A 23,533-nucleotide genomic window follows, 5' to 3' on the forward strand; every position below is an offset into this window, starting at 1 on the left:
AGATATCGCCGATTTTTTTACATACATAATCTAAAAAAGGAATCTGCCTAATCTGTTAAATCTGCGAAAACAAAAAAGACGCAAGGAATAAACCTTTGCGCCTTTGTAACTCTGTCCCTTTGCCCCTTCTTAATTAAAACTGGAAGTAAATAAACGGCTGCGAACCGGCAACTGCTGTTGCATAGACTATCCAATACGTAAATCCCAGAATAATTGCTTTTCCAATCAGAGGTGTTTTATCAAAAACTAATTTCATTTTAGAGGTAATAGCTTCCGGCAAGACGTGCCAAACGTATCCGAAAAGCATCAATAAAAATACATTTTTGTAACCTATTATGATTGCCTGCCAATGTTCCGGCTCAAAAGTTAACTGACCAATATTATTAATGACCTGAAGTGCTGTTTCAAAATCTCTGGCACGGAAAAATATCCAACAGAAAACAACAAAGTGGAAGGTAATGACGATCGAAAAGAATTTCCATAAAAATCCAGAACCTTTGCCCTCTTTTTTGGGAGGGAAGAATTCCATGAAAATTTTATGAACGGCTAATGCCAATCCGTGTAATGCTCCCCAAACAATAAACTGTGCTCCGGCTCCGTGCCACAATCCTCCTAAAAGCATCGTGGTAAACAAATTGAAATTGGTCACCAATGTTTGGTTTTTCTTTTTCGAAAGTAAAAAGGTCAGACAGAAAAGCACTAATGCCCCAATTGCAATCCCTAGTGGAATGAAACTTTCGTTTATGTTTGAAATTCCCCAAAGCAATAATCCGAAGAAAAATAAACTTGGGAATAAAAACCCTGCGAATGTTCCTTCGCGATTTCCACCGATCGAGATATACAAAAAGTCTTTCAGCCAGGTCGATAGTGAAATATGCCATCTTCTCCAGAAATCGGTAATAGAAGTTGACTTATAAGGCGTTCTAAAGTTGGCCGGAAGTTTGAATCCTAACAGCAAAGCGATTCCGATTGCCATATCTGAATATCCTGAAAAATCGCAGTAAATTTGAATGGCATACCCATAAGATGCCATTAAATTTTCGAACGAAGTATAATTCATCGGGGTATCAAAAACACGATCGACGAAGTTTATAGAGATGTAATTTGAAATTACCGTTTTCTTAATCAATCCGCCAATAATCAAAAACAAAGCGTTGTTTACATCTTCTCTGGTCAGGTTTAATTTCTGATAAATCTGAGGTAAAAAATCTTTTGCTCTAACGATTGGTCCTGCCACCAACTGTGGGAAGAACGAAACGAAGAACAAATATTCGATGTAATTTTTGGTTGGTTTAATTTCTTCACGGTAGATTTCAATAATATAACTCATCGACTGAAAGGTATAGAATGAAATTCCAACCGGCAGAAAAATATCGTGCAGTTCATAATTTCCATGAAACATATCATTGAAGGTAACAATCATGAAGTTCATGTATTTGAAATACCCTAACAATCCAAGGTTCAGGATTACACTGATCACCAGGTAAATTTTCTTTGTACTGTCTTTTGCTTCTCTGTAAATGATCTGACTCAGTCCGTAATCAACAACAGACGAAAGCAACAAGAGTAAAAAGTAAATTCCACTTGACTTATAATAAAAGAAAAGCGAAAAGAGGATAACGTATGTTAATCTCAAATAAAATGTTTTGCGTAAAAAGGCATACACAAAATAAAAAACCAGAAATAACCCCAGGAACAAACCGGTATTAAACAGTAATTTTTCTTCAGGATTATATATAAACCAGCTTTGAACCTGCTCTGGAGTAATCGCTCCAAAATTCTGAATGAACCAATTATTTATGCTATCTATTGTAATCAACTTAATTCTTTAATTTAAAATTATCGTATGCTTTTAAAAATGCTTCTGCAAACAAGTTTCCTTGTTTTTCATATCCTTTTTTAGAATAATGAACCCAATCCGGGCCAATTAATCCAGAGGACTTTAAACCTCTAATTCCTTCCATCGCTCCCAATTCATCGTATAAATCCCAAACTGCAAAACCATCTGTCTTTGCTATTTCAATAATACTTTTTGCGTAATCGCGAATATAAACATTAGGTTTTCTTGCTTTGAGTAATGAAGGAGGCGGAGTCATCACGATGATAGAAACCTTACTATTGTGTTCTTTCACATTTTTTATAAAATCACGCAATTCCTTTATATACGCCGAAGCTTCCATATGATCGTAGCTTTCGTTTGTTCCTAACGAAAGAACTATAAGATCGCTATGTAATGCTTTTAGCTGTTCAAAAAATAACGGGTACTTATTATAATCTGAAAATTTGGCTCCATTTACACCAATGCTGCTATAAATTAAACCGGGTGTATCTTTTTCTAAAACGATTCCGCTCAATTCGTACTTTGAAGCTTCTTTATTGGGAAGCAGGAAAATACGACTCAACGTTTTTTCAGAGTTGTAATAATGAGTAAACGAATCCGATTCTAAATTTAGGGGAACAAATTCTGAACTCGTAATATTTCTCGGCTTAGTCTCGTTTGTTCGGATTTTAAGCGTTCTTCCCGCACGAATGTTATTCGATTTCAGATGATTGTCTCTTCTAATATCGGCTACCGAAACATTGTATTTATCAGCAATTGTCGAGATCGCTTCTCCTTTTTTAATTTTGTGCGCAATTACTTTTCGCTCTGTAGACTGAATCGTTTTGGTTTGAGAGGATATCGCTAAATCAAACATGTTCTGATTTTGAGGCGTAATAATTTTAATAGTATTGAAATTATACGCAGCATCTTTAACGTTCAATTCAACAGCAAAACCGCCATTGTCTCTCCAAAGTGCAATTCCGCTTAAACCAACGGGAACATTTTTGACAGGATGAATGTTTCGATAACTTTCCCAGCCTCTGTTGGAACGAAACCGCTCGTTATAAGAGCCGTTTGTTTTAGCCAGTTGATACGGAAAAACTAACCCACGGCCGCCATTACCAAACTTTTGCTGTAGTTTTTTCCTAATCTCATTGGTCATTAAATCACTCTGAATGTGCGAATCTCCCACATGGACCATATTGATTTTTTGACTATTTTGACTTTCGTTCGACTTCAATTTCAAAAAAAACGGCACTAAGACTTCTGCATTATAAATCCTGTCTCCCGAAAAAGAATCAACAGCGGCTGTATCGGCTTTATGCATCATATTTTTTGTAATTGGAATTGAATCTGTCTTTGGTATTTTATCGTTTGTTGAGAAAAAAAGACAACAAAAGAAGATAATTAATCTATTCATTTACGCTATCTGTTTTTACCGCTACGGAATCTGTATTGGTCTTCCTGGCTGCTTTCCGTTTGTTGGTATCAGCCTCTCTGTTTACCCGTAATACTTTATATTGCTCGTAACCTTTGTTCAATTGATCGTATACTAATTTACCAATAGCTTTTGCCCCTCGCTGATTAAAGTGTGTATAATCTTTATTGGCTCTGGCCGGAGATTCGTCTACCCATTTCACCATTGATCCGTCACCTCCCATTAAGGTGTACAAATTCACAAATCCGGATTCGGTTTCAAGAGCGTATCTTTTTTGCGCTCTCATTAATGGAACAACTGCTGAATCGGTTTTCATCTCTAAATCGTACTTGGTAGATTTATCGGCTGTCGAAATGATCAGGATCGAAACTCCCGGAAAAGATTCTTTAATTTTATTCACCGCTTTGGTCATACCTCTTTGGTACCAATTGTAATTCTTGGTCCCATAATTTAGAACGTTGGTTCCGTAATGTAGAATAACCAAGTCGTACTTTAAACTGTTATTGAACCCCTGCATAACATTCGAATTAAAGGTAGAAATTGGCAAACCTGAGTTCCCTCTTTGCGAGAAGTTGTCTACATGAACCCCGTTTCCGCTATCAAAATTAAAACCATAGATTGGAATAGAATCGGCATGAATAAAATTGGCTTTAAATCCTTTTATGCTTCCCGAAGTTACTTTTAGAGTGTTGATCAGATTGTTTGGTACAAGGCTTTTTCGCAAGGTATCTTTGCCGATAATGAAATTTACATTACCTTTTTTAGACCCTCTGCCGTAATACAAAGTCGGACTATCTAAAGTTGTTGCGTGTTTGTTTAAACCTGCTTCGTACTGAACCCAGGTCGTATTTGATTTATCATTAGCAAAAAACACATGCCCGTTTACTCCAAATGGACTCGTTGGATGTTTTACGTTCAAATACGATTGCATTTTCCAGTTTTTGGAAGCCGAAGATTTTACAGAACCACGTGATGCCGCAGATTCTGAATTGATGGACACAAAACCAACTCCGCTTCCGCCAAAACGTTCCTGGTAATTGGCGCGAACATCCTGCACAATTAAATCACCATCGGTCATGGAATCTCCATAATAGGCAATTCTGACTTTGGCTTGCGGATTATTCTCCAGCTGGTATAATTTTTCGTAAAAAGAAATCAGGTATTGGTATCCTTTGTAGTTATCGAAAGTTTCAGATGGAAATTCGATTCCTTCCGAAGCATCGAAAACAATCTTTTCCCTCATTTCATTTTTCTCATCTTCGGTCAGACTGTCTCCACCCTGTTCCAGAGAATCATTTGCGACTGACTCTAAAAGCAGATTATCGATTAGTACGTTTTTAGAATCTACTTTACTATCCGAAAAGATCTTGTCCGGCAAGATTTGCTTAAACCCGATGAAAGCTATAAATGCCAGTGCCACAATGGCAAAAGACTGAAAGAAATAAGATTTTGTATTCACTCGTAATAATAAATTTGAAGAAAGGATTCACTAAAAATTTCATTTCAAAATTCCTACTAATTCCTTATAAAAAAGTACGGGCAAAGATAGAATTAAACAATTAATTTCTAGGTTCTTTTTAACATTAAAATAATACAAAAAAAAGAGGCTGAACGAATCCAGCCTCTTGATCAAAAAAAAATAAAAAAATAAAGTTAATGATTAACTAAAATTTGAAATAAATTGAATGTGATAGACTACAGATGTAAAAAAACCCGAACAAATTAATTATTTCGGGTTTTCTATCTTCTTCTTATTTAAGGATTGCGTACTCTAAAGTAACATAACCTCTAATTCCTGCTTCATTGGTCATCGCCAGGAATTTAACTTTATAATAATTTCCGGCTGCATCTTTAACCACATAAAAACGATCTGCTCTTATGCTTGGTAGAGTAGTTGGTCCACCACCACTTCTCCAGTTAGAACCAATAACTCTCTGGTCTGTTTTTGAAAGCGTGAAATTTGACTCTACTACATTTGCTTTAGCAAAAGCAGCATAAGTTACATCAGCCGTAACTAAAACCTGATAAACCTGAGTTCCAGATTTTGCATTTGTTGTGATAAAGTCAGAAAAACCGTAAGTCACATCACCACTACCCATATTAAAATAGTTGGTAAATACGGTAAAGTTTAAATCCCATTTTGCTTTTTGCGGTTCAACTGCAACTGTATTTCCTGTCGCTAAACTGAAAAATGTAAAATTAAAATCAGCATCTTTAGAAATTACTTTTTCTGTAAATGTAGTAGAAGTTAAATCAGCGTATTGAATTTTGTATCCATTACCGCTTCTTAAAATTCTAACTTTTTTCCATCCTCTTGAATCACCATCAACACTAACGGAACCTTTTGCCGGTACTGCTGTTGAAACTTTAAATCCAAGATTCACTAAATATACTTTATTGTCTGCATCTGTTGCAGAAACTTCAGCAATAGCAGTTCCTACTCCTGCTCCTGCACCAGCTAAAACACCAGTTGGATTATCAACATATCCGTTTGATGAAGGGTTCTCACCAGCTCCAACTGAAACATTGGTGTCGATTGTTTGAGATACTGTAATATCTGATGTAGCTAATTTTTTAACAGCCATTTTAACAGATCCGTTCAAAACAACTCTAAAATCATCTCCTGATGAGAATCCGAAATCCCATGATTCTCTGTTTACTGCTTTAAATTCTGCAGCACTTAAATCAAGGTAAACCTGATTTGGCTGATTAGGACCTCCAACTGTCGGTTGTAAAGTTGCTCCAACGGTCGGGATCTCGACCTTAGTATCGTCGTCACTTGAGCAAGATGCAAGTGATAAGAAAGCGAATGATAATAATAAAAGTTTTTTCATTGTATTTATGTATTAAGTATTTAAAGATTAAGATTATATGCTAATTTAAAAAAGTAAGAACGTCCGTATGCGAGCATTAAATTCGAAGATGTTGCATGTGCCGATCCTCCACTTGTTTTACTTCGGTTTACATCGGTTACATTAAAAATGTTTCTTGCTCCGACCGTTACTTCAAATCTGTCTTTGAAGAAATTCTTTCTGATTGATGCATCAAACCAATTACTGGCAGCGATAGTAGACAGCACGTATTCTGACGCACCTTCCTCAAACTGTTGCGTTTTTCCGTTGTACTTGTAATAACCCGAAATAATTGTTTTCCACTTTGGAATATTATAAGACACACTTGCATTTAAATTAAACGAATAGAGAAAATCATCGTTTGAAACAATTTTTTGATTGTCTAATCGCTGCGAAACTCCTACCAATGCAGCTCCAACATTAATCGTCAAGCTATTTAATCTGAACTGATTCGTTGTAGAAAAATTCCACATTCTGTATTTACTAATATTGATGTATTGATTTTCAGGCGTACCGGTATTTGGATTGTTTCCTATAAATACCATGTCAATTCTATCATTAACATCCAGGTAGCTTCCCCCAATTGTATTTGATATTTGTAGTCCTGAAGGAAAAGAAGTAAACTTTTTAACACTTGTTTCATAAGAAGTACTTGTTTCCGGAATCAAGTTTTCATTTCCCGCAAAAAAGTGCCCATCGAAAATTTGATTCACATACAATTCCTCAAAATTTGGAGTTCTAAAACCGTTACCATACGATCCCCTCAACTCAACTCCTTTATCAAACAAATATCTTAATGCAACTGAAGAAGCATATTGATTTTTAAATTTAGACTGTGCCGAAAATCTCAATCCCGGTTTTATAGAAAACCGATCGGTAGCCATAATTTCTGAGGAAACAAAAAAATCATAGTTCTCTATCGTTTTATAAACCGATTCAATCACATTATTCTTTTTTTGAACAAGTGCGAATCCTTTATTGTTTACAAATTCATATCCCACCTGCAAATCAATACTTTTGTCTGAGAAAAAATTATTTAATGTCCCTGTAGAGGAAAGAACTTCCATCGACTGATCTTTCTTCTTCTCGTTCGCCCCTTCAGTTTTAGTAAACAAATAATACGTGAAATTCTCTATTTCTCGCTGTTGCTTCTGATGTGTAACAGAAACATTATACGTTAATTGTGAGAACAGCGATCCGGTTGCATTTAAATTATGAAAGTACCTGTTGGTAAAATATCTTTTATCATCAGCAGCACGATAGGATCCCAAAGTAGGATTAAAAAGAGACTGCACTGTACTATTATAAAAATCTACATCTTCATCTAAGTACTCAAATTTATAGAAGAATCGAAAATCGTCTTTTCGATACGATAGCATTGCGTTTCCGTTTAACTGATCTTTTGGCAACCAACTGTAACCTCGCATAAAATCAGTTTGAAAGTAATCCTTACCCTTTTTACCATTTAAAAAACCTTGAAAATCATTTCTATTTGCTCCTACACTTACAAACCAGTTCTCATTAAAAGTATGCGCTACACGTAAAGATTGAATATGGCGTCCTTTATCAAAAAGAGCGTATTCTTTTCCAACGGTCTCCTCTTGCACTGCGGCATTAATATCCCACTTATATTTAGATGATTTTTTAGTTATAATATTAAGAACTCCGCTTACAGCATTGGCTCCGTAGCTAACTCCCATAGAACCTTCTACAATTTCAATATGATCCACATCATTTAGGTTAATCTGAGACAAATCGGTATTATTTCCTAAACCCGCTTCATTGACTAATGGTATATTATCAACTAAAATTTTAAAGTATTGCGCATCTAATCCAAACAAGGAAACGGTTGAGCGCCCGGTTGTTCCACTAGGTCTAACAGTTATATTTAAGTATTGATTTAAAACGTCAGCTAAATTATTTGCTGCTAAATTTTGTATGTCCTGATTAGAAATCACACGAACATTAAACACTGATTTTTTTATAGACTGTGGTTCAAACTGCCCGGTAACTACCACTTCAGAAAGTTTATTTACAGCCGTGGTATCTTTCTTTTGTGCAAAAGATATTTGACAAAAAAGAAAAGCTGCAAAAAAGATAAATTTGATTTTCATTATTTTTATTCAATCTTAATAATGGCGCAAATGTATAAATTATTTTTATTTGTTCTAAATTAAATACATATATTTGCGAAAATTTAAAAACAAAATATTACATTATGATTTCAAAAAGCCTCTATTTTTCAGCTGTTATGGCTTTGACTTGTAGCCTTGGTTTCAGTCAGGATAAAAAGCAACAAGACATCAAATCCATCAAATCTATGTGTGGTTGCTACGAAGTGAAGTTTAATTTCGCAGAAACTTTTCAATACGCTAAAGATTCGGCGACTTATAAACCATCAGAAACAAAACACGAATCTGCATTAGAATGGGTGGAATTATTAGAAGACACTCCTAACAAAATTGTAATGCAACACTTATTAATAGTGAGTGACGACATGATCATCAAACACTGGAGACAAGACTGGTTGTATGAAAACACTGATTTATATACCTTTAATAAAGGAACTTCATGGAAATACAAACAACTGGACAAAAAAGCAGTAAAAGGCCAATGGACACAAAAAGTATTTCAGGTAGACGATAGCCCACGTTACGAAGGATCTTCGACATGGGTACACGTAGACGGACAAAACTACTGGGCAAACATTGCTGATGCACCACTTCCAAGAAGAGAACAAACCAAACGTAATGACTATAATGTTTTAAAAAGAAGAAACATTCACGAAATTACAGCTACAGGATGGAATCATGAGCAAGACAATGACAAATTGGTACGTGACGACAGCGGAAAAGATGTTTTATTAGCGCAAGAAAAAGGCCTGGACGTTTACACTAAAGTTCCGGATATTAAATGTATCGCTGCTCAAAAATGGTGGAAAGAAAACAACGCCCTTTGGAAGAATGTTCGTGACAAATGGCAAACTCTTTTTGACAGACACCAGGACTTAAACTTAGAAGCTAAAGTAGACAGAAAAGCACTTTACTCACTTCTGTTTGATTTGAAACCAACTGCTACAAAAGCAGAAACTGATGCAATAATCAACAAGTTCGTAAAATAAGAAATTCTTTTTCTACTTATATTCTAAAAGCCGATAGTTTGTCACTATCGGCTTTTTTATGCATAAAAAAAACCGTCTGAAAATGAATTCAAACGGTCTACTACCTTCTATGTTTAATTAGGCTATTAGCTTACTAATTCAAAACAGCATAAAATTAAAATTAATAAAAGGTTGGTATTTTTAATCTCTATGATAGATATTTTGGAATATTCCTCGCGGAAATGCTAAAAAAAACTCTTGAAGTGATATTAGAGTCTGTAAATAAGGATATTAGTACCCTGTCGTACTTCCTTTATTAAAGTAGGAAAATTAATATATTATTTTATAACACACAAGCAAATAACAGACTATTTTTTTACTTTTTTCTAGAAGACTAAAATCCAGTATTTTGACTATATCATACAAGACCGTATAATAAGAATCGAGAAAAAACAAAAAGGGCTGATAGTTTTATAACTATCAGCCCTTTGATTTATGCTATGTATAAAAAATACGTTTTACATGAACTATTATTTAGCTTCTGTACACTCAGAATAAGAAACAATATGTTTTGTTAAATCTGTCCATTTAGGCTCCGGATTTGCAGCAATTACTTTTTCACAGCTTCCCCATAATGGCACAAATTCTTTTTTATAATCTTTCTTCTTCAATAAAAATGCAGGAGAATCTTTTTTAGCAACATAATAAGATTTTGCATCACCTCCGATAAATTTAACTCCTCCAACTCCTAATGAAGTTGTTTCTTTTGCATAAGGATCACAATACACTTTAAATTCTTTACTGAATGATGGATTAAGTAATTGCATTAACAATTTACTGTTTCTTTTTTTGATTTTTACATCAGCAGTTTCAAAATAAGCGTATCCTTGGTTTAAGAAATCCTGGTTTAACTTATCGTCATTCCATTTTTTAAAGTCTTCAAGAAAATTTAATCTTTTCCCTAAATTATCCAATCCACTTGGTGGCAAGTACATGAATTTAATATCTTCCGGTTTTAGTTTGTGTTTTTTACCCGTTCCATCTTGTAATTTGATGAACTCAATTAAACCTTTGTCTCTGTCGATATCTTTAATAGTACCATTTATTTCGGTACCATCAGCTAAAGTAATGTAAGCAGTTTTACTGTGAGAAAATCCATAAGAAGGAGAAATCAAATCTTGCGCATTTGCAGAACAACACACTACTAGAAACACTAGTAGTAAAAAGGAATTTTTAATCATTTGTTTTTTGGTTAATTTTTTGCCTACTCTTGCGATTTTCGGCTTCCTCGATTATTATTTTAACAGGAAATTTTTAGCTAACAGCCTGTATTTATTGATTTCACCAACTTTTTTTATAAATTATTTTCTTACCGTAAACATAGTTATAAAAACGAGATTTACAAATGTTAAATTGTGTTTTTTACACGAAAATTCGCCCCAAAAACCTTTACCTGTTTTTCGTATTAATTACCTTATATTTTCTAATAAAATACAATTCTCTTCGATCGTAACTCTTTAGAAACTTTCCCTTTCTACTCTCGAAAAACAATAGATTTTTTGATTTCTGGTGGACAAAAAAAAAGGGTCGATAATTACATTCATAATTATCGACCCTTTGTATTTTATCTTTTGTACAGCAATTACATGCGCTCCGGAACTTCGATTCCCAGCAAACTAAAAGCGGCTTTGATAACCTCAGCTACTTTTTGCGAAAGCTGCACTCTGAATACTTTTTTAGTTAAATCTACTTCTCCTAATATGTGTACCGACTGATAAAAAGAATTATATTCTTTTACCAAATCGTAAGTATAATTAGCAATCAAAGCCGGACTATGATTGTGTGCCGCATTTTGAATTACTTCCGGGAAAAGCTCAATTTGTTTTACCAACTCTTTTTCTTTTTCGTGTAATTCTTCAGTATTTGTCTTTACAGAAAAATCAAAATCAGCTTTACGGATTATCGATTGGATTCTAGCATAAGTGTATTGAATAAACGGCCCTGTATTTCCGGCAAAATCAACAGATTCTTCAGGATTAAACAAAATACGTTTTTTTGGATCTACTTTTAAGATATAATATTTCAATGCCCCAAGACCAATGATTTGGTACAATTTGGCTTTTTCTTCGGTTGAATAACTGTCCAGTTTTCCTAAATCTTCAGAAATTTGTTTCGCTGTATCGGTCATATCCTGCATCAAATCATCGGCATCTACAACGGTTCCTTCACGGCTTTTCATTTTTCCTGAAGGCAAATCAACCATTCCGTATGATAAATGATACAAGCTTGAAGCCCAATCAAAACCTAGTTTTTTCAGAATAAGAAACAGTACTTTAAAATGGTAATCCTGTTCGTTACCTACTGTATATACCATTCCGCCCACATCCGGCATGTCTTTTACACGTTGAATTGCTGTTCCGATATCCTGTGTCATATATACAGCAGTTCCATCTGAACGCAAAACAATTTTACGATCTAAACCTTCATCAGTAAGATCAATCCAAACGGAACCGTCTGGATCTTTTTCAAAAACCCCTTTGTCCAAACCTACCTGAACGACATCTTTTCCTAATAAATAGGTATTGCTCTCGTAATAGTATTTATCAAAATTAACACCCAGATTTTTATAAGTGATAGCAAAACCATCGTAAACCCATTGGTTCATCATTTTCCAAAGCGAAATTACCGCTTCATCTCCTGACTCCCATTTTTTAAGCATCTCTTGTGCTTCAATAATAATTGGAGACTGTTTTTTTGCTTCTTCCTCTGTTTTTCCGGCTTCCATTAGCTGAGAGATCTCTGCCTTGTAAGCTTTATCAAACTCAACATAGTACTTCCCTACTAATTTATCTCCTTTTAAATTTGAACTTTCGGGAGTTTCACCATTTCCAAACTTCTGCCAGGCCAGCATCGATTTGCAAATATGAATTCCACGATCGTTGATAATCTGTGTTTTGTATACTTTTTTCCCTGATGCTTTGATAATTTCAGCTACAGAATATCCTAACAAATTGTTACGTACGTGACCTAAGTGTAAAGGTTTATTGGTGTTTGGCGAAGAATATTCAACCATGATTGCTTTATCTTCCGGATTTGGTGTTACATATCCGAACTTGGTATTGTCTTTTATTTCATTGAAGAAATTCAAATAATAACTGTCTGCAATGACAATATTCAAAAATCCCGAAACCACATTAAAGCGCGCTACTTCAGAAACGTTCTCTACCAGATAATTTCCAATTTTATTTCCCAATTCGACAGGATTACTTTTGATCACTTTCAATAAAGGAAAAATCACCATTGTGATATCGCCTTCAAATTCCTTTCGGGTGGTTTGAAATTCGATTTTCTCAACAGTAACATCAAATAATGCTTGTATTGCTTTTTGTATAGAAGGTGTAAGAATTTGTGATAATGACATGTAAACTTATTTTAAAGTGTGCAAATATACTGCTTATTCATCAATTACAGAAAATCAAAAACATATTAAATCGAATAAAACAGTTCTCATTTCTTAAAAAAATTATGTCTTCAAGTGTTAAAATTATGCAAAAACCAAAATGCTAACCTGTTATAAAACAGACGTTCTCACCAAAGAAATATTTTTTTTCACTTTTTTCTGTAACATATCCTTAGCAAACGAGTCTTAATAGAGACTTCAAAATAGTTTGGAGACAAAAAACAAAAACAAGAAACAATCATCATCAATCCATCAAAAAATCATTATTACATTATGAAACTAAAATTCTTTCTGTTCGTATTACTGGGTGTAATAACAACAGCAAATGCACAGAATTCAGGAAGTGTTTCCGGAAAAATTACTGAAAAATCAAACAGCGCTCCTATTTCTTACGCGACCATCTCGGTTAAAGAGAACGGAAAAGTAGTCGCAGGAGTTAATTCTGATGATCACGGAGATTTCTCTATCAAAAATCTGGCTTTAAAAAGTTATACTATCGAAATTCAATATATTGGATTCCGAAAATATGTAGGCTCTTTACTTTTAAGTGATAACAAAAAAACAGCGACCATTAATGTATCGCTTGAAGAAGAAGCTACCCAGCTTAAAGGAGTGAACATTGTAAGTGAGCGTTCGACAATCGAGCAAAAAATTGACCGAAAAGTAATTACTGTCGGAAAAGATTTGACTACTGCCGGTGCTTCTGCCTCTGACATCATGAACAACATTCCATCTGTAAACGTAGATCAGGACGGAAAACTTTCGCTTCGCGGAAATGATAACGTTCGTGTATTGATCGACGGAAGACCTTCAAACATTGATCCTGCTCAGTTGTTGAAACAAATTCCATCAACGTCAATCAAAAAAATTGAGTTGATTACCAACCCAAGTGCCAAGTACAATCCGGAAGGAATGTCTGGTATCATCAACATCATCTTACACAAAAACACCAATACCGGTTTCAACGGAAGTTACAGTGGCGGAATTACTTTTGGAGAAGTAGCGAAGTACAATCAGTCTTTAGATTTGAACTACAAGACAGGAAAAGTAAATTTCTTTGGAAACGTAGGACAAAATTTTGGGACTTATTACAATGATGGTTTCATCAACAGATACGATCAGGACATTCGTCAGAAAATTGATGTTGTGAACGAAAATGATTCTTACTTGTATAAAATCGGGATGGATTATTTCATCAATGATCACAATACGATCTCTTTTTATACCAACCAGAATAAATCAAACGGTAAGTTTTTTGTAGACACCAATATTGATTACAGCAATGTAAGCAGTTCTGATATTAACAATATGCTACAGAAATCAAAATATACTGGTCCGGATAACGTAGGAACTTATAATTTAGCTTACAAACACATCTTTAAAAAAGAAGGTCATACCTTAGATATTGAAGGAAACTATAGTGACAATAAAGAAACCCAAAATGCTGGTTTTGATACTCAAATAAGAAAGAAAGACAATACTTTAAACAATCAGTCTTATAACGATTATATTGCCGGTACACGTAAACTAAGTACTTTAAACATTGATTACGTAAATCCATTAAACGACAAAACGACTCTTGAAGCAGGTGCCGAAGCCAGAATTACAAAAACAGATAACGATTATATCACTGGAAATCCGTTAGCAGCACTTCCAGTTTCTAATTATACTTATGATACTGATATTTATTCTGCTTATGTAACATTCGGACAGAAGTTCAAAAAATTCAGTTATCAATTAGGAGCTCGTTTCGAAAGTTATAAAGTGGTTGCGAATTTAAATCATGGTCTTGACAAATTCAATGACGATTACATTACGTTATACCCATCGGCATATTTGACTTACAATCTGAATGAGAAAAACACGTTACAGTTTAGCTATAGCCGTCGTGTAGACCGTCCGAGTTTAGAACAAACAAAACCTATTCGTGAGTTTTCTACTCCTTTAATTACAGCATTAGGAAATCCTGAATTAAGACCTCAGTTTACGAATTCTGTTGAAGTAAATTATACTAAAACTTTCGAAAAAGGAAGCTTTACTACAGGTGTTTTTGTGAGAAGCATCAACGACCAAATCAGCAGAGTTTTACTTCCGGACGATACAGATCCAAGTGGTAACAAACAAATCCTGACCTATGCTAACTTTGACCGTAATACTTCTTATGGTTTCGAAGCTTCGTTCACTTATAAAATTGCAAAATGGTGGGACATTTCACCATCTATTGACTTTTCAAGCATTAACCAACAAGGTATTGTGTTTGTATACGATCCTCTAACTCAAAAAAGTAGTCCTCTGGAAAGAAAAATTACTGTTGGTGCTTTCAACGGACGTATGAATTCTAACTTCAAAGTAAACAAACGTTTAAGCTTTTTATTATTCGGATTTTACAGAGGTGAAGTTGAAGGTCTTCAAAATAACAGCCATGCCATGTATAAAATGGATATGGGATCCCGTTATACTTTGTTAAACAATAAAATGAACATCAGTTTACGTTTTAACGATGTGTTCAATACAATGAAATACGCTTTTGATTCTCAGTATCCTTATTCACACTCAGGGCAATTTACATGGGAGAGCCAAACGGTTTACCTAGGTTTAACTTACAACTTTGGAGGTGCTAAAATCAAAAACCTGCAACGTAAACAAAGAGAAGACAATACCAATAAAGGTGGAGGCGGATTGTTCTAATCCAACTTTTGCTAATCGATTTTAATAGTTTTTTAAAAAGCCCGGAGTTTGCCAACTTCGGGCTTTTTTTATGGATATTTGGCAACTTTAGTTAAAATTGAATCGCTGTTTTTATTCCTGCCATACTTACCATAATAATAAGACACGCATTCTGTGTTACCTCCTAATTCTATTGAAGAAAATGAAAATCTTTCCGGAATTCAACTCTACAAATTGTTAAAATTATCAAAAATTCAAAAACTAATTTACTCTAAAACAGCACATCACAAAAAAGACAATTTTGATTTTAATTTTTACTGTAACATCGGATTGGAAAGACGGTCTCTAGTGATACATTTTGAAGTATTTCAAAATGAAACAATCATCAATCAAATCAATCACATGTTCATGAAATTAAAATTACTCTTACTAGTCTTACTGACTACAATGACAACTCTTCAGGCACAAACTTCCGGAACTGTTTCCGGAAAAGTTACCGAAAAATCAAACCATGCCCCTATTTCTTATGCTATGGTTTCACTTAAAGACAATGGAAAAATTGTCTCAGGAGTTAACACTGATGATAATGGAGATTTTACCATTAAAAATCTGGCTTTAAAAAATTACACGATCGAAATTCAATATATCGGATTTAAGAAATACACGGGATCTGTTGTTTTAAGTGAAAATCAAAAAGAGACTAGTATTAAAATTGCTCTTGAAGAAGAAGCAACACAACTTAAAGGGGTTAATGTTATTAGCGAACGCTCAACCATTGAACAAAAACTGGATCGAAAAGTAATCACAGTCGGTAAAGACCTGACTACTGCCGGAGCTACAGCTTCTGAGATTATGAATAATATTCCATCTGTCAATGTAGATCAAAACGGAAAGATTTCGCTTCGCGGAAATGATAATGTCCGAGTATTGATTGACGGAAGACCCAGTAATATTGATCCGGCTCAATTGCTAAAACAAATCCCGTCAACCTCTATTAAAAAAATTGAGCTGATCACCAATCCAAGTGCCAAATACAATCCGGAAGGAATGTCCGGAATCATCAACATCGTTTTACTTAAAAATACCAATATAGGTTTTAACGGAAGTTACAGCGGAGGAATCACTTTTGGGGAAGCTACCAAACACAATCAATCCCTGAATTTGAATTATAAAAACGGAAAAGTAAATTTTTATGGAAATGCCGGTCAAAATTTAGGAACCTATTTTTTCGACAGTTCTCTTCAAAGATTCGATCAGGATCTTTATCAAAAAATAGACTTTAAATCGATTGCCGACTCTCATCTGTATAAAATCGGAATGGATTATTTCATTGACGCGCAGAATACTATTTCTTTTTACACGAATCAAAGTAAATCCAATCAGGATGTATTTGTTGACGCTAATATCAACTACAACAATAATCCTGAAATCAGCAACATCTTGCAAAATTCCAGATACTTCGGCCCTCAAAAAATGGAAACTTACAATCTGGCTTACAAACATCTCTTTAAAAAAGAAGGCCACACCTTAGATATTGAAGGAAACTTCAGCAAATACAATGCCTCGCAACAAGCCCATTTTGACACCCAAAACAACGCTCCTGACAACACTGTCAAAAATGTAAATTATACAGATTTAAACAAAAGTCATCGTAAACTAAATACAGTCAATCTGGACTATGTTAATCCGTTGGACGAAAAAACAACTCTCGAACTAGGTGCCGAAGCCAGAATCACAAAATCAGCAAATGATTATACCAGTATAAACCCAGCTAACCCAACCGAGGATCAGCTGCTCTATTACACTTACGATACAGATATCTACTCGGCTTATGTAACATTCGGTCAGAAATTCAAAAAATTCAGTTATCAATTAGGTGCGCGTTTTGAAAGCTACAAAGCAGCTGCCAGTTTTAATCATGGTCAGGATAAGTTTAATGACGATTATATCACATTATATCCATCTGCTCATTTTACTTATAATCTAAATGAAAAAAATACCCTGCAATTGAGCTACAGCCGTCGCGTAGATCGCCCGAGTTTAGAACAAACAAGACCTATTCGTGAATTTTCGACACCAATGGTAACGACATTGGGGAATCCTGAATTAAGACCTCAGTTCACGAATTCTGTAGAGATAAATTACACGAAGACCTTAGAAAAAGGGAGTTTAAATTTGGGAATTTATGCCAGAGGTATCAACGATCAGATCAGCAGAGTCATAGATACGGATTATAATGAGGCAGTGGGCAATAAACTAATCGTATCTTATACCAATTTTGATCATAATACGGCTTATGGATTTGAAGCTTCTTTTAATTATAAAATCACAAAATGGTGGGATATCTCGCCATCGATTGACTACTCAAGTATCAATCAGCGAGGAATTGTTTTTTCATTAAACCCAATCACAAACACAGGAACGCCAATCGATCGAAAAATTACAGTTTCTGCTTTAACCAGTAGAATAAGCTCTAATTTTAAAGTCAACAAACGCATGAGCTTTTTACTATTTGGTCTTTACAATGGGCCAAGTGACGGTCTTCAGGGCAACAGCCACCAAATGTACAAAATGGACATAGGCACGCGTTATACTTTATTGAACGATAAAATGAATATAAGCCTTCGTTTTAATGATGTTTTCGATACGATGAAATATTCTTTTGACACACAATATCCTTACCCGCACTCAGGGCTCAGCACTTGGGAAAGTCAAACGGTTTATTTAGGCCTGACCTACAATTTTGGAGGAGCAAAAATCAACGGTATGAACCGTAAAAATAGAGAAGAGAACAATATTGGCAGTAGTGGTGGAGTTCTTTAATACCGCATTCATCACTAAAGTTTAATTATTTATTTAAAAATAAAAAGTCCGGAATTTTTAAACTCCGGACTTTTTTTGTTGAATTCTATTTTCTATTAACTTAATTGATCCCTTTCGATTTTACTGTTCGATCGGTCGAATAATCAGCAGATTAGGCATACAAGTCACAATTACTCTTTCTCCAAATTCGAAGCCAAGTTTCTGCATCCAGTTTCCGCAGAGTTTGATCTCAGGAACTTTTTTCTGACTGTATTCATTAAATCTCATTTTGGGTTGAATTTTCAGACTACGCACATCCGGGCGTCTGATTGTTTGTCTCTTGTTGGTTCGCATAACATTGAGTTTTTTAAAAAGAGGCCTGACGATGCTGCGAACCAACAAGAGAACTTGTATAGCACGGGACTTGCACCCGCTCTCCACCAGGCTTTATCTTTGATTTTTAAAATTGATAAATTAATCATGAAATTTCTCTTATATTGATTCGCGTTTCAAATATAAGATATTTCTTTCAAAAAAAACACTATTTAAAAAATCATTTTAATCTATCTAATCTGTGGCTTTAAAAAACATAACATTTGTCCGAACGTAACCCTGCCTTTAAAACCCGACCTTTATTTTATAGCTTCCGTTTACAGGAAGTTTTTCAATTCTTTTATTTCTTCAGGATTTGCCGTTTCTGTCTGATCTGTAATCGCAGACGAATGATAAGAAGTAGGCTGCAATTTTTCCTGAAGTAATTTAATGTTTGAAGAGCGCAAACCTCCTCCGGGCATAATTTCAATTCGGTCATTCGCTAATTTCTGAATCACTTCTAAATCAAAAATTCCTTCTTCAACATTCTTTCCACGTCCTGAAGTCAGTATCGTTTGAAAACCACATGCAATCACCTTTTCCAATCCTTGTTCTATCGAATTTACAACATCAAAAGCACGATGGAAAGTACAGGAAAGCGGACTGGCTAATTGCACCAGTTCCAGATTCTGTTCTTTGTTTATACTGCCATCCTGATTTAAAATCCCGAAAACAAAACCATCAACTCCAAGTTCTTTCAATTGTTTAATGTCTTGTTTCATCTCCAGAAACTCTTCTTCCGTATAAACAAAATCACCACCACGAGGCCGGATAATAACGTGCATTTTGATGGTTAGTTTTTCCCGAACTCTTTCTGCTGTTATCAGATTTGGCGTTGTCCCGCCAAGTCGCATATCATCGCATAATTCGATTCTGTCTGCTCCATTGTCTTGCGCAATTATCGCCGATTCGTAATTGAAACAGGCTATCTCCAGTTGATTTTTTTTCATTAGATTGATTTAAAAGTGGCACCAGCTTGATGACGCCAAACAAAAATATAAATTAAAAACTGAACGATCAAAGCAAATCAAAGGTTAGAGCAACGATAAAGGCTTCGGCTTCGCTCAGCCGGACAGTAATTGTAGAAGGTAAAAGGCTATAAATAGATCCGGGTGTCATCCTGAGCGAAGTCGAAGGCTCACAAACTGCAAAACCTTCATCCGCTCAGCCGGACAATACAAGGCACAAAAAAACCTGCTCTAAAAAGGAGCAGGCTATGAAATATAATGCAAGATGAATTAATTTACCACTTAATGATCGCACTTGCCCAGGTAAAACCACTACCAAAAGCAGCCAAAACAACTGTATCTCCTGATTTGATTTTTCCTTGTTCCCAAGCTTCAGTCAAAGCAATCGGAATAGAGGCTGCAGTAGTGTTTCCGTATTTCTGAATATTATTGTGTACCTGATCGTCACTCAATTTGAATTTGTTTTGAATGAATTGTGAAATTCTTAAATTCGCCTGATGAGGAATCAACATATCAATATCTGAAACCTGTAAACCATTTGCTTCTAATCCTTCATTGATTACTTCAGCAAAACGAACCACAGCATTTTTAAATACAAACTGTCCATTCATGTACGGATAATAACTCTCATCGTTAGGGTCATTATCTGCTATAATATCGGTTACCCAGCGTGCTCCCATTCCTGGTGCCTGCAGAGCTAATTCTTCGGCATGTTGTCCTTCAGAATGCAAATGCGTTGATAAGATTCCTTTTGTCAAATCTTCTTCACGGCTTACAACTGCCGCTCCTGCTCCATCTCCAAAAATTACCGAAACTCCACGGCCACGAGTAGTCATATCCAATCCTGTCGAATGTACTTCTGACCCAATTACCAGAATATTTTTATACATTCCGGTTTTGATGTACTGATCGGCAACCGACAATGCATAAACAAAACCAGAACATTGATTTCTAACATCCAGTGCTCCTACGGTACGTAATCCTAAATCACGCTGTACCAAAACTCCAGGTCCTGGAAAATAATAATCCGGACTTAAGGTAGCAAAAACTACAAAATCAATATCTTCTTTGGCGACGCCAGAACGTTCTATAGCAATTTTAGCTGCTTTTACACCCATTGTAGTTGTGGTATCTTCCCCACGAATAATATGTCTACGCTCCTGAATTCCAGTTCTCTCCTGAATCCATTCGTCATTGGTATCAATTATCTTAGACAAATCATCGTTGGTCACAACATTTGAAGGGACATAATATCCTAAGCCCGCTATTTTTGAATGATACATATTGTTTTATTATTTGTTAAAAAATTGTAATGCAAATTTAAGTATACTTTAAAACATTAACGTCCAAATTAGTGTTTTTTTCGTAATTGGCAATTCAATATACTTTAATTATAAATAGGATTCTGACAGTTTATATTCTGAAAAAACATTTTTTGCCTGAAAAATGTGAAAAGTATCAAAAATAACACCTAAAATGTAACAAGTTTGAAGTATTTTAGTCAAACATATAGGAATACCAAACTCTAAACTCCTAAAATTCACATTATGAAATTAAAGGTTACATTACTGTTATTTCTTAACATTGGCTTTTTTGCCTTTGCACAAGAAAATCTCACTTACCAAAAACCATCAAAATCTATCTTAGATTTAGCCGATTACGAAAAAGCTCCTACAGTATCAATGGATACAAAAAAGGAGAATATGCTATTAATGTACAGAAGTACATATAAAACACTCGATGATTTAAACCAGGATGAACTTCGCTTAGGAGGTTTAAGAATTAATCCGGTAACAAATATTTCCAGCTCTATAACTTATACCACGAATTTAAAGCTAAGAAAAATTAGCGGTAAAGAAGAGGTTCAGGTTTCAGGATTACCTCAAAATCCAAAAATAAGTAACATCCTTTGGTCTCCGAATGATAAAAAAATATTATTCTCTCACACCACAAGTTCTGGTGTAGAACTTTGGTTTCTGGATGTTGAAACTGCAAAAGCAACGAAACTTACCGAGGCAACTGTTAATGCCAATTTAGGAAATCCGTTTAGCTGGTTCTTAGACAATGAGACTATTTTGGTAAAAATGCTTCCAAAAAACAGAAAACCATTATTGGATCCTAAAAATGATTTACCAACTGGTCCAATTATCTCTAATACAGCAGGAACAAAATCTCAAAACAGAACGTTTCCTGATATGTTGAAAAATCAAAGTGACGAAATTAATTTTGAAAACATCACCACTTCTGAACTGTACAAAGTTAATCTTAACGGAAATGCTACATTGTTTAAAGAAGCTGCAATGTATTACGGAGAAAGAATTTCGCCAGACGGTAATTTTATCATGCTGACCACGATTCAAAAACCATTTTCTTACGTAGTTCCTTTATACCGATTCCCATCCAGAACGATTGTTTATGATGCGAGAGGAAAAGAGATCAAAATAGTTAATGAAGTTCCGTTAAGCGAAATAATGCCAAAAGGTTTTATGGCTGTTCGAAAAGGAAAAAGAGAAATGGCATGGAGAAATGATAAACCTGCAACCTTATCTTATGTTGTAGCTTTAGATGAAGGTGATCCTGCCAATAAGGTTGATTTTAGAGACGAAGTTTTTCTTTGGAACGCTCCTTTTACAAGTGACGCGACTTCTTTAGTAAAAGTACCGCAGCGTTACGCCGATATTACCTGGGGTAATGACAATGTGGCTTTTCTAACAGATCAATGGTACGACACTCGTAACACCAAAACCTACCTGATCAATCCTGCGAACCCGGCTCAACAGCCAAAAGTAATTACAGACAGAAATCAACAGGATGTTTACTCAGATCCGGGAGTTTTCGAAACCAGAAAGAACGAATACAACAAGTATGTTCTGGCGATTGAAAAAGACAACGCTTACCGTATTGGAGATGGATACACCAAAGAAGGACAATTTCCTTTTATTGATGAATTCAATCTAAAAACATTACAATCTAAACGTATTTATACTTCTCCATACAAAGACAAAAAAGAAGATTTACTTGAAATTGAAGATTTTAAATCGGGGAAAGTTTTGGTACAAATTCAGTCTAAGAGTGAATATCCGAATTATTACTTTAGAAATATCAAAAAACAAAACAGCTTAACACCAATTACTTCTTTCAAAAATCCGTTTGAAAGCATTAAAAATGTGAGTAAGGAAGTTATCAAATACAAGCGTAAAGATGGTCTTGAACTTTCAGGAACTTTATATTTACCAGCCGGTTACGACAAAGCAAAAAAAGAAAAGTTACCTTTATTAATCTGGGCTTATCCAGCTGAATACAAAGACAGAAACAGTGCCGGACAATCGACTCAAAATTCAAATGAATTCACAACTCCTTATTACGGATCGTTTGTGTATTGGGTAACTAAAGGATATGTTGTTCTTGATGATGCCGCTTTCCCTATCATTGGTGAAGGAACGACTGAGCCTAATGATAATTTTATGCCACAATTGGTAGCCAATGCAGAAGCTGCAATTGATGCTGTTGATGCTTTGGGATATATTAACCGTAAAAAAGTAGCAATTGGAGGTCACTCGTATGGTGCTTTTATGACTGCCAACTTACTGACTCACTCCAACCTTTTTGCTTGTGGAATCGCCCGAAGCGGTGCTTATAACAGAACGCTGACTCCTTTTGGATTCCAGACAGAACAACGTAATTACTGGGAGGTTCCGGAAGTGTATACTAAAATGTCTCCTTTTATGAATGCCGACAAAATGAAAACACCTCTTTTGTTAGTTCATGGTGAGGCCGACAATAATCCGGGAACTTTTACTTTACAAACAGAGCGTTACTACCAGGCTTTGAAAGGCTTAGGAGCGACTGCAAGAATGGTTATCCTGCCGAAAGAAGCACATAGTTATGTTGCCAAAGAAAACATTTTACACTTGCTTTGGGAACAAGATCAGTTTTTAGAAAAATATCTGAAAAACTAAATCACTACAAAAAGCAAACCGGACAGATTTTAAAAACCTGTCCGGTTTAATAATAAAAAAAGCCATAAACTTAATCGATTAGTTTATGGCTTT

The 23,533-nt window shown here is 35.0% G+C and carries 14 protein-coding genes; 4 read left to right on the top strand and 10 right to left on the bottom strand.

Features of this window, described 5'->3' with window-relative positions:
- Window positions 1-133 precede the first annotated feature (133 nt).
- The 5 genes from C245_RS0101835 to C245_RS0101855 all read right to left on the bottom strand — a co-directional run bounded on the left by C245_RS0101835 (window position 134) and on the right by C245_RS0101855 (window position 8,226).
- On the bottom strand, window positions 134-1,819 hold the full coding sequence (locus tag C245_RS0101835; RefSeq protein WP_017494883.1) for an MBOAT family protein: 1,686 nt from the start codon (window positions 1,817-1,819) through the stop codon (window positions 134-136).
- Window position 1,820: 1 nt separating this feature from the next.
- A complete protein-coding gene (locus C245_RS0101840; RefSeq protein ID WP_232424316.1) occupies window positions 1,821-3,152 on the bottom strand; it encodes a GDSL-type esterase/lipase family protein in 1,332 nt (443 codons plus the stop codon).
- A gap of 82 nt (window positions 3,153-3,234) precedes the next feature.
- The gene (locus C245_RS0101845; protein WP_017494885.1) at window positions 3,235-4,719 is read right to left on the bottom strand and encodes an SGNH/GDSL hydrolase family protein; all 1,485 of its coding nucleotides are present in this window, start codon (window positions 4,717-4,719) and stop codon (window positions 3,235-3,237) included.
- A 292-nt stretch (window positions 4,720-5,011) separates the two neighbouring features.
- The gene (locus C245_RS0101850) at window positions 5,012-6,094 is read right to left on the bottom strand and encodes an HmuY family protein (protein ID WP_017494886.1); all 1,083 of its coding nucleotides are present in this window, start codon (window positions 6,092-6,094) and stop codon (window positions 5,012-5,014) included.
- A 20-nt stretch (window positions 6,095-6,114) separates the two neighbouring features.
- Window positions 6,115-8,226: a TonB-dependent siderophore receptor gene (locus C245_RS0101855; protein WP_017494887.1), complete on the bottom strand. Its 2,112-nt coding sequence runs from the start codon at window positions 8,224-8,226 to the stop codon at window positions 6,115-6,117.
- 104 nt (window positions 8,227-8,330) lie between these two features.
- On the opposite strand from C245_RS0101855, the gene C245_RS0101860 reads away from it, so the two are divergent.
- Window positions 8,331-9,233, top strand: a complete 903-nt coding sequence (locus C245_RS0101860) for a DUF6607 family protein (RefSeq protein WP_017494888.1) — start codon at window positions 8,331-8,333, stop codon at window positions 9,231-9,233.
- A gap of 509 nt (window positions 9,234-9,742) precedes the next feature.
- Here C245_RS0101860 and C245_RS0101865 read toward each other — a convergent pair.
- Together C245_RS0101865 and argS are read right to left on the bottom strand one after the other, a co-directional pair.
- Window positions 9,743-10,453, bottom strand: coding sequence for a hypothetical protein (locus tag C245_RS0101865; RefSeq protein WP_123923463.1), 711 nt, complete (start codon window positions 10,451-10,453; stop codon window positions 9,743-9,745).
- Between the two features lie 401 nt (window positions 10,454-10,854).
- Window positions 10,855-12,633: an arginine--tRNA ligase gene (argS, locus tag C245_RS0101870; protein WP_017494890.1), complete on the bottom strand. Its 1,779-nt coding sequence runs from the start codon at window positions 12,631-12,633 to the stop codon at window positions 10,855-10,857.
- A 312-nt stretch (window positions 12,634-12,945) separates the two neighbouring features.
- Between argS and C245_RS0101880 the strand changes: the two genes are divergently transcribed.
- A complete protein-coding gene (locus C245_RS0101880; RefSeq protein ID WP_017494892.1) occupies window positions 12,946-15,360 on the top strand; it encodes an outer membrane beta-barrel family protein in 2,415 nt (804 codons plus the stop codon).
- Between the two features lie 387 nt (window positions 15,361-15,747).
- Window positions 15,748-18,162, top strand: coding sequence for a TonB-dependent receptor domain-containing protein (locus tag C245_RS0101885; RefSeq protein WP_026109808.1), 2,415 nt, complete (start codon window positions 15,748-15,750; stop codon window positions 18,160-18,162).
- Between the two features lie 120 nt (window positions 18,163-18,282).
- Here C245_RS0101885 and C245_RS22590 read toward each other — a convergent pair whose 3' ends face one another.
- From C245_RS22590 to C245_RS0101900, 3 genes are all read right to left on the bottom strand, one after another.
- A complete protein-coding gene (locus tag C245_RS22590; RefSeq protein ID WP_017494894.1) occupies window positions 18,283-18,495 on the bottom strand; it encodes a SymE family type I addiction module toxin in 213 nt (70 codons plus the stop codon).
- Between the two features lie 296 nt (window positions 18,496-18,791).
- The gene (locus C245_RS0101895) at window positions 18,792-19,463 is read right to left on the bottom strand and encodes a copper homeostasis protein CutC (RefSeq protein ID WP_017494895.1); all 672 of its coding nucleotides are present in this window, start codon (window positions 19,461-19,463) and stop codon (window positions 18,792-18,794) included.
- 293 nt (window positions 19,464-19,756) lie between these two features.
- The gene (locus tag C245_RS0101900; protein ID WP_017494896.1) at window positions 19,757-20,764 is read right to left on the bottom strand and encodes a 3-oxoacyl-ACP synthase III family protein; all 1,008 of its coding nucleotides are present in this window, start codon (window positions 20,762-20,764) and stop codon (window positions 19,757-19,759) included.
- Between the two features lie 264 nt (window positions 20,765-21,028).
- Between C245_RS0101900 and C245_RS0101905 the strand changes: the two genes are divergently transcribed.
- Window positions 21,029-23,440, top strand: coding sequence for a prolyl oligopeptidase family serine peptidase (locus tag C245_RS0101905; protein ID WP_017494897.1), 2,412 nt, complete (start codon window positions 21,029-21,031; stop codon window positions 23,438-23,440).
- Window positions 23,441-23,533 lie beyond the last annotated feature (93 nt).

The organism is Flavobacterium sp. WG21 (assembly GCF_000335775.1).
GTDB lineage: Bacteria > Bacteroidota > Bacteroidia > Flavobacteriales > Flavobacteriaceae > Flavobacterium > Flavobacterium tructae.

Bases quoted from the DNA above. Each gene is read 5' to 3' on its own strand.
- C245_RS0101865 (WP_123923463.1), bottom strand. From the start codon at position 10,453: ATGATTAAAAATTCCTTTTTACTACTAGTGTTTCTAGTAGTGTGTTGT.
- C245_RS0101840 (WP_232424316.1), bottom strand. From the start codon at position 3,152: ATGATGCATAAAGCCGATACAGCCGCTGTTGATTCTTTTTCGGGAGAC.
- C245_RS0101895 (WP_017494895.1), bottom strand. From the start codon at position 19,463: ATGAAAAAAAATCAACTGGAGATAGCCTGTTTCAATTACGAATCGGCG.
- C245_RS0101885 (WP_026109808.1), top strand. From the start codon at position 15,748: ATGAAATTAAAATTACTCTTACTAGTCTTACTGACTACAATGACAACT.
- argS (WP_017494890.1), bottom strand. From the start codon at position 12,633: ATGTCATTATCACAAATTCTTACACCTTCTATACAAAAAGCAATACAA.
- C245_RS0101860 (WP_017494888.1), top strand. From the start codon at position 8,331: ATGATTTCAAAAAGCCTCTATTTTTCAGCTGTTATGGCTTTGACTTGT.
- C245_RS0101850 (WP_017494886.1), bottom strand. From the start codon at position 6,094: ATGAAAAAACTTTTATTATTATCATTCGCTTTCTTATCACTTGCATCT.
- C245_RS0101880 (WP_017494892.1), top strand. From the start codon at position 12,946: ATGAAACTAAAATTCTTTCTGTTCGTATTACTGGGTGTAATAACAACA.
- C245_RS0101855 (WP_017494887.1), bottom strand. From the start codon at position 8,226: ATGAAAATCAAATTTATCTTTTTTGCAGCTTTTCTTTTTTGTCAAATA.
- C245_RS22590 (WP_017494894.1), bottom strand. From the start codon at position 18,495: ATGCGAACCAACAAGAGACAAACAATCAGACGCCCGGATGTGCGTAGT.
- C245_RS0101905 (WP_017494897.1), top strand. From the start codon at position 21,029: ATGAAATTAAAGGTTACATTACTGTTATTTCTTAACATTGGCTTTTTT.
- C245_RS0101900 (WP_017494896.1), bottom strand. From the start codon at position 20,764: ATGTATCATTCAAAAATAGCGGGCTTAGGATATTATGTCCCTTCAAAT.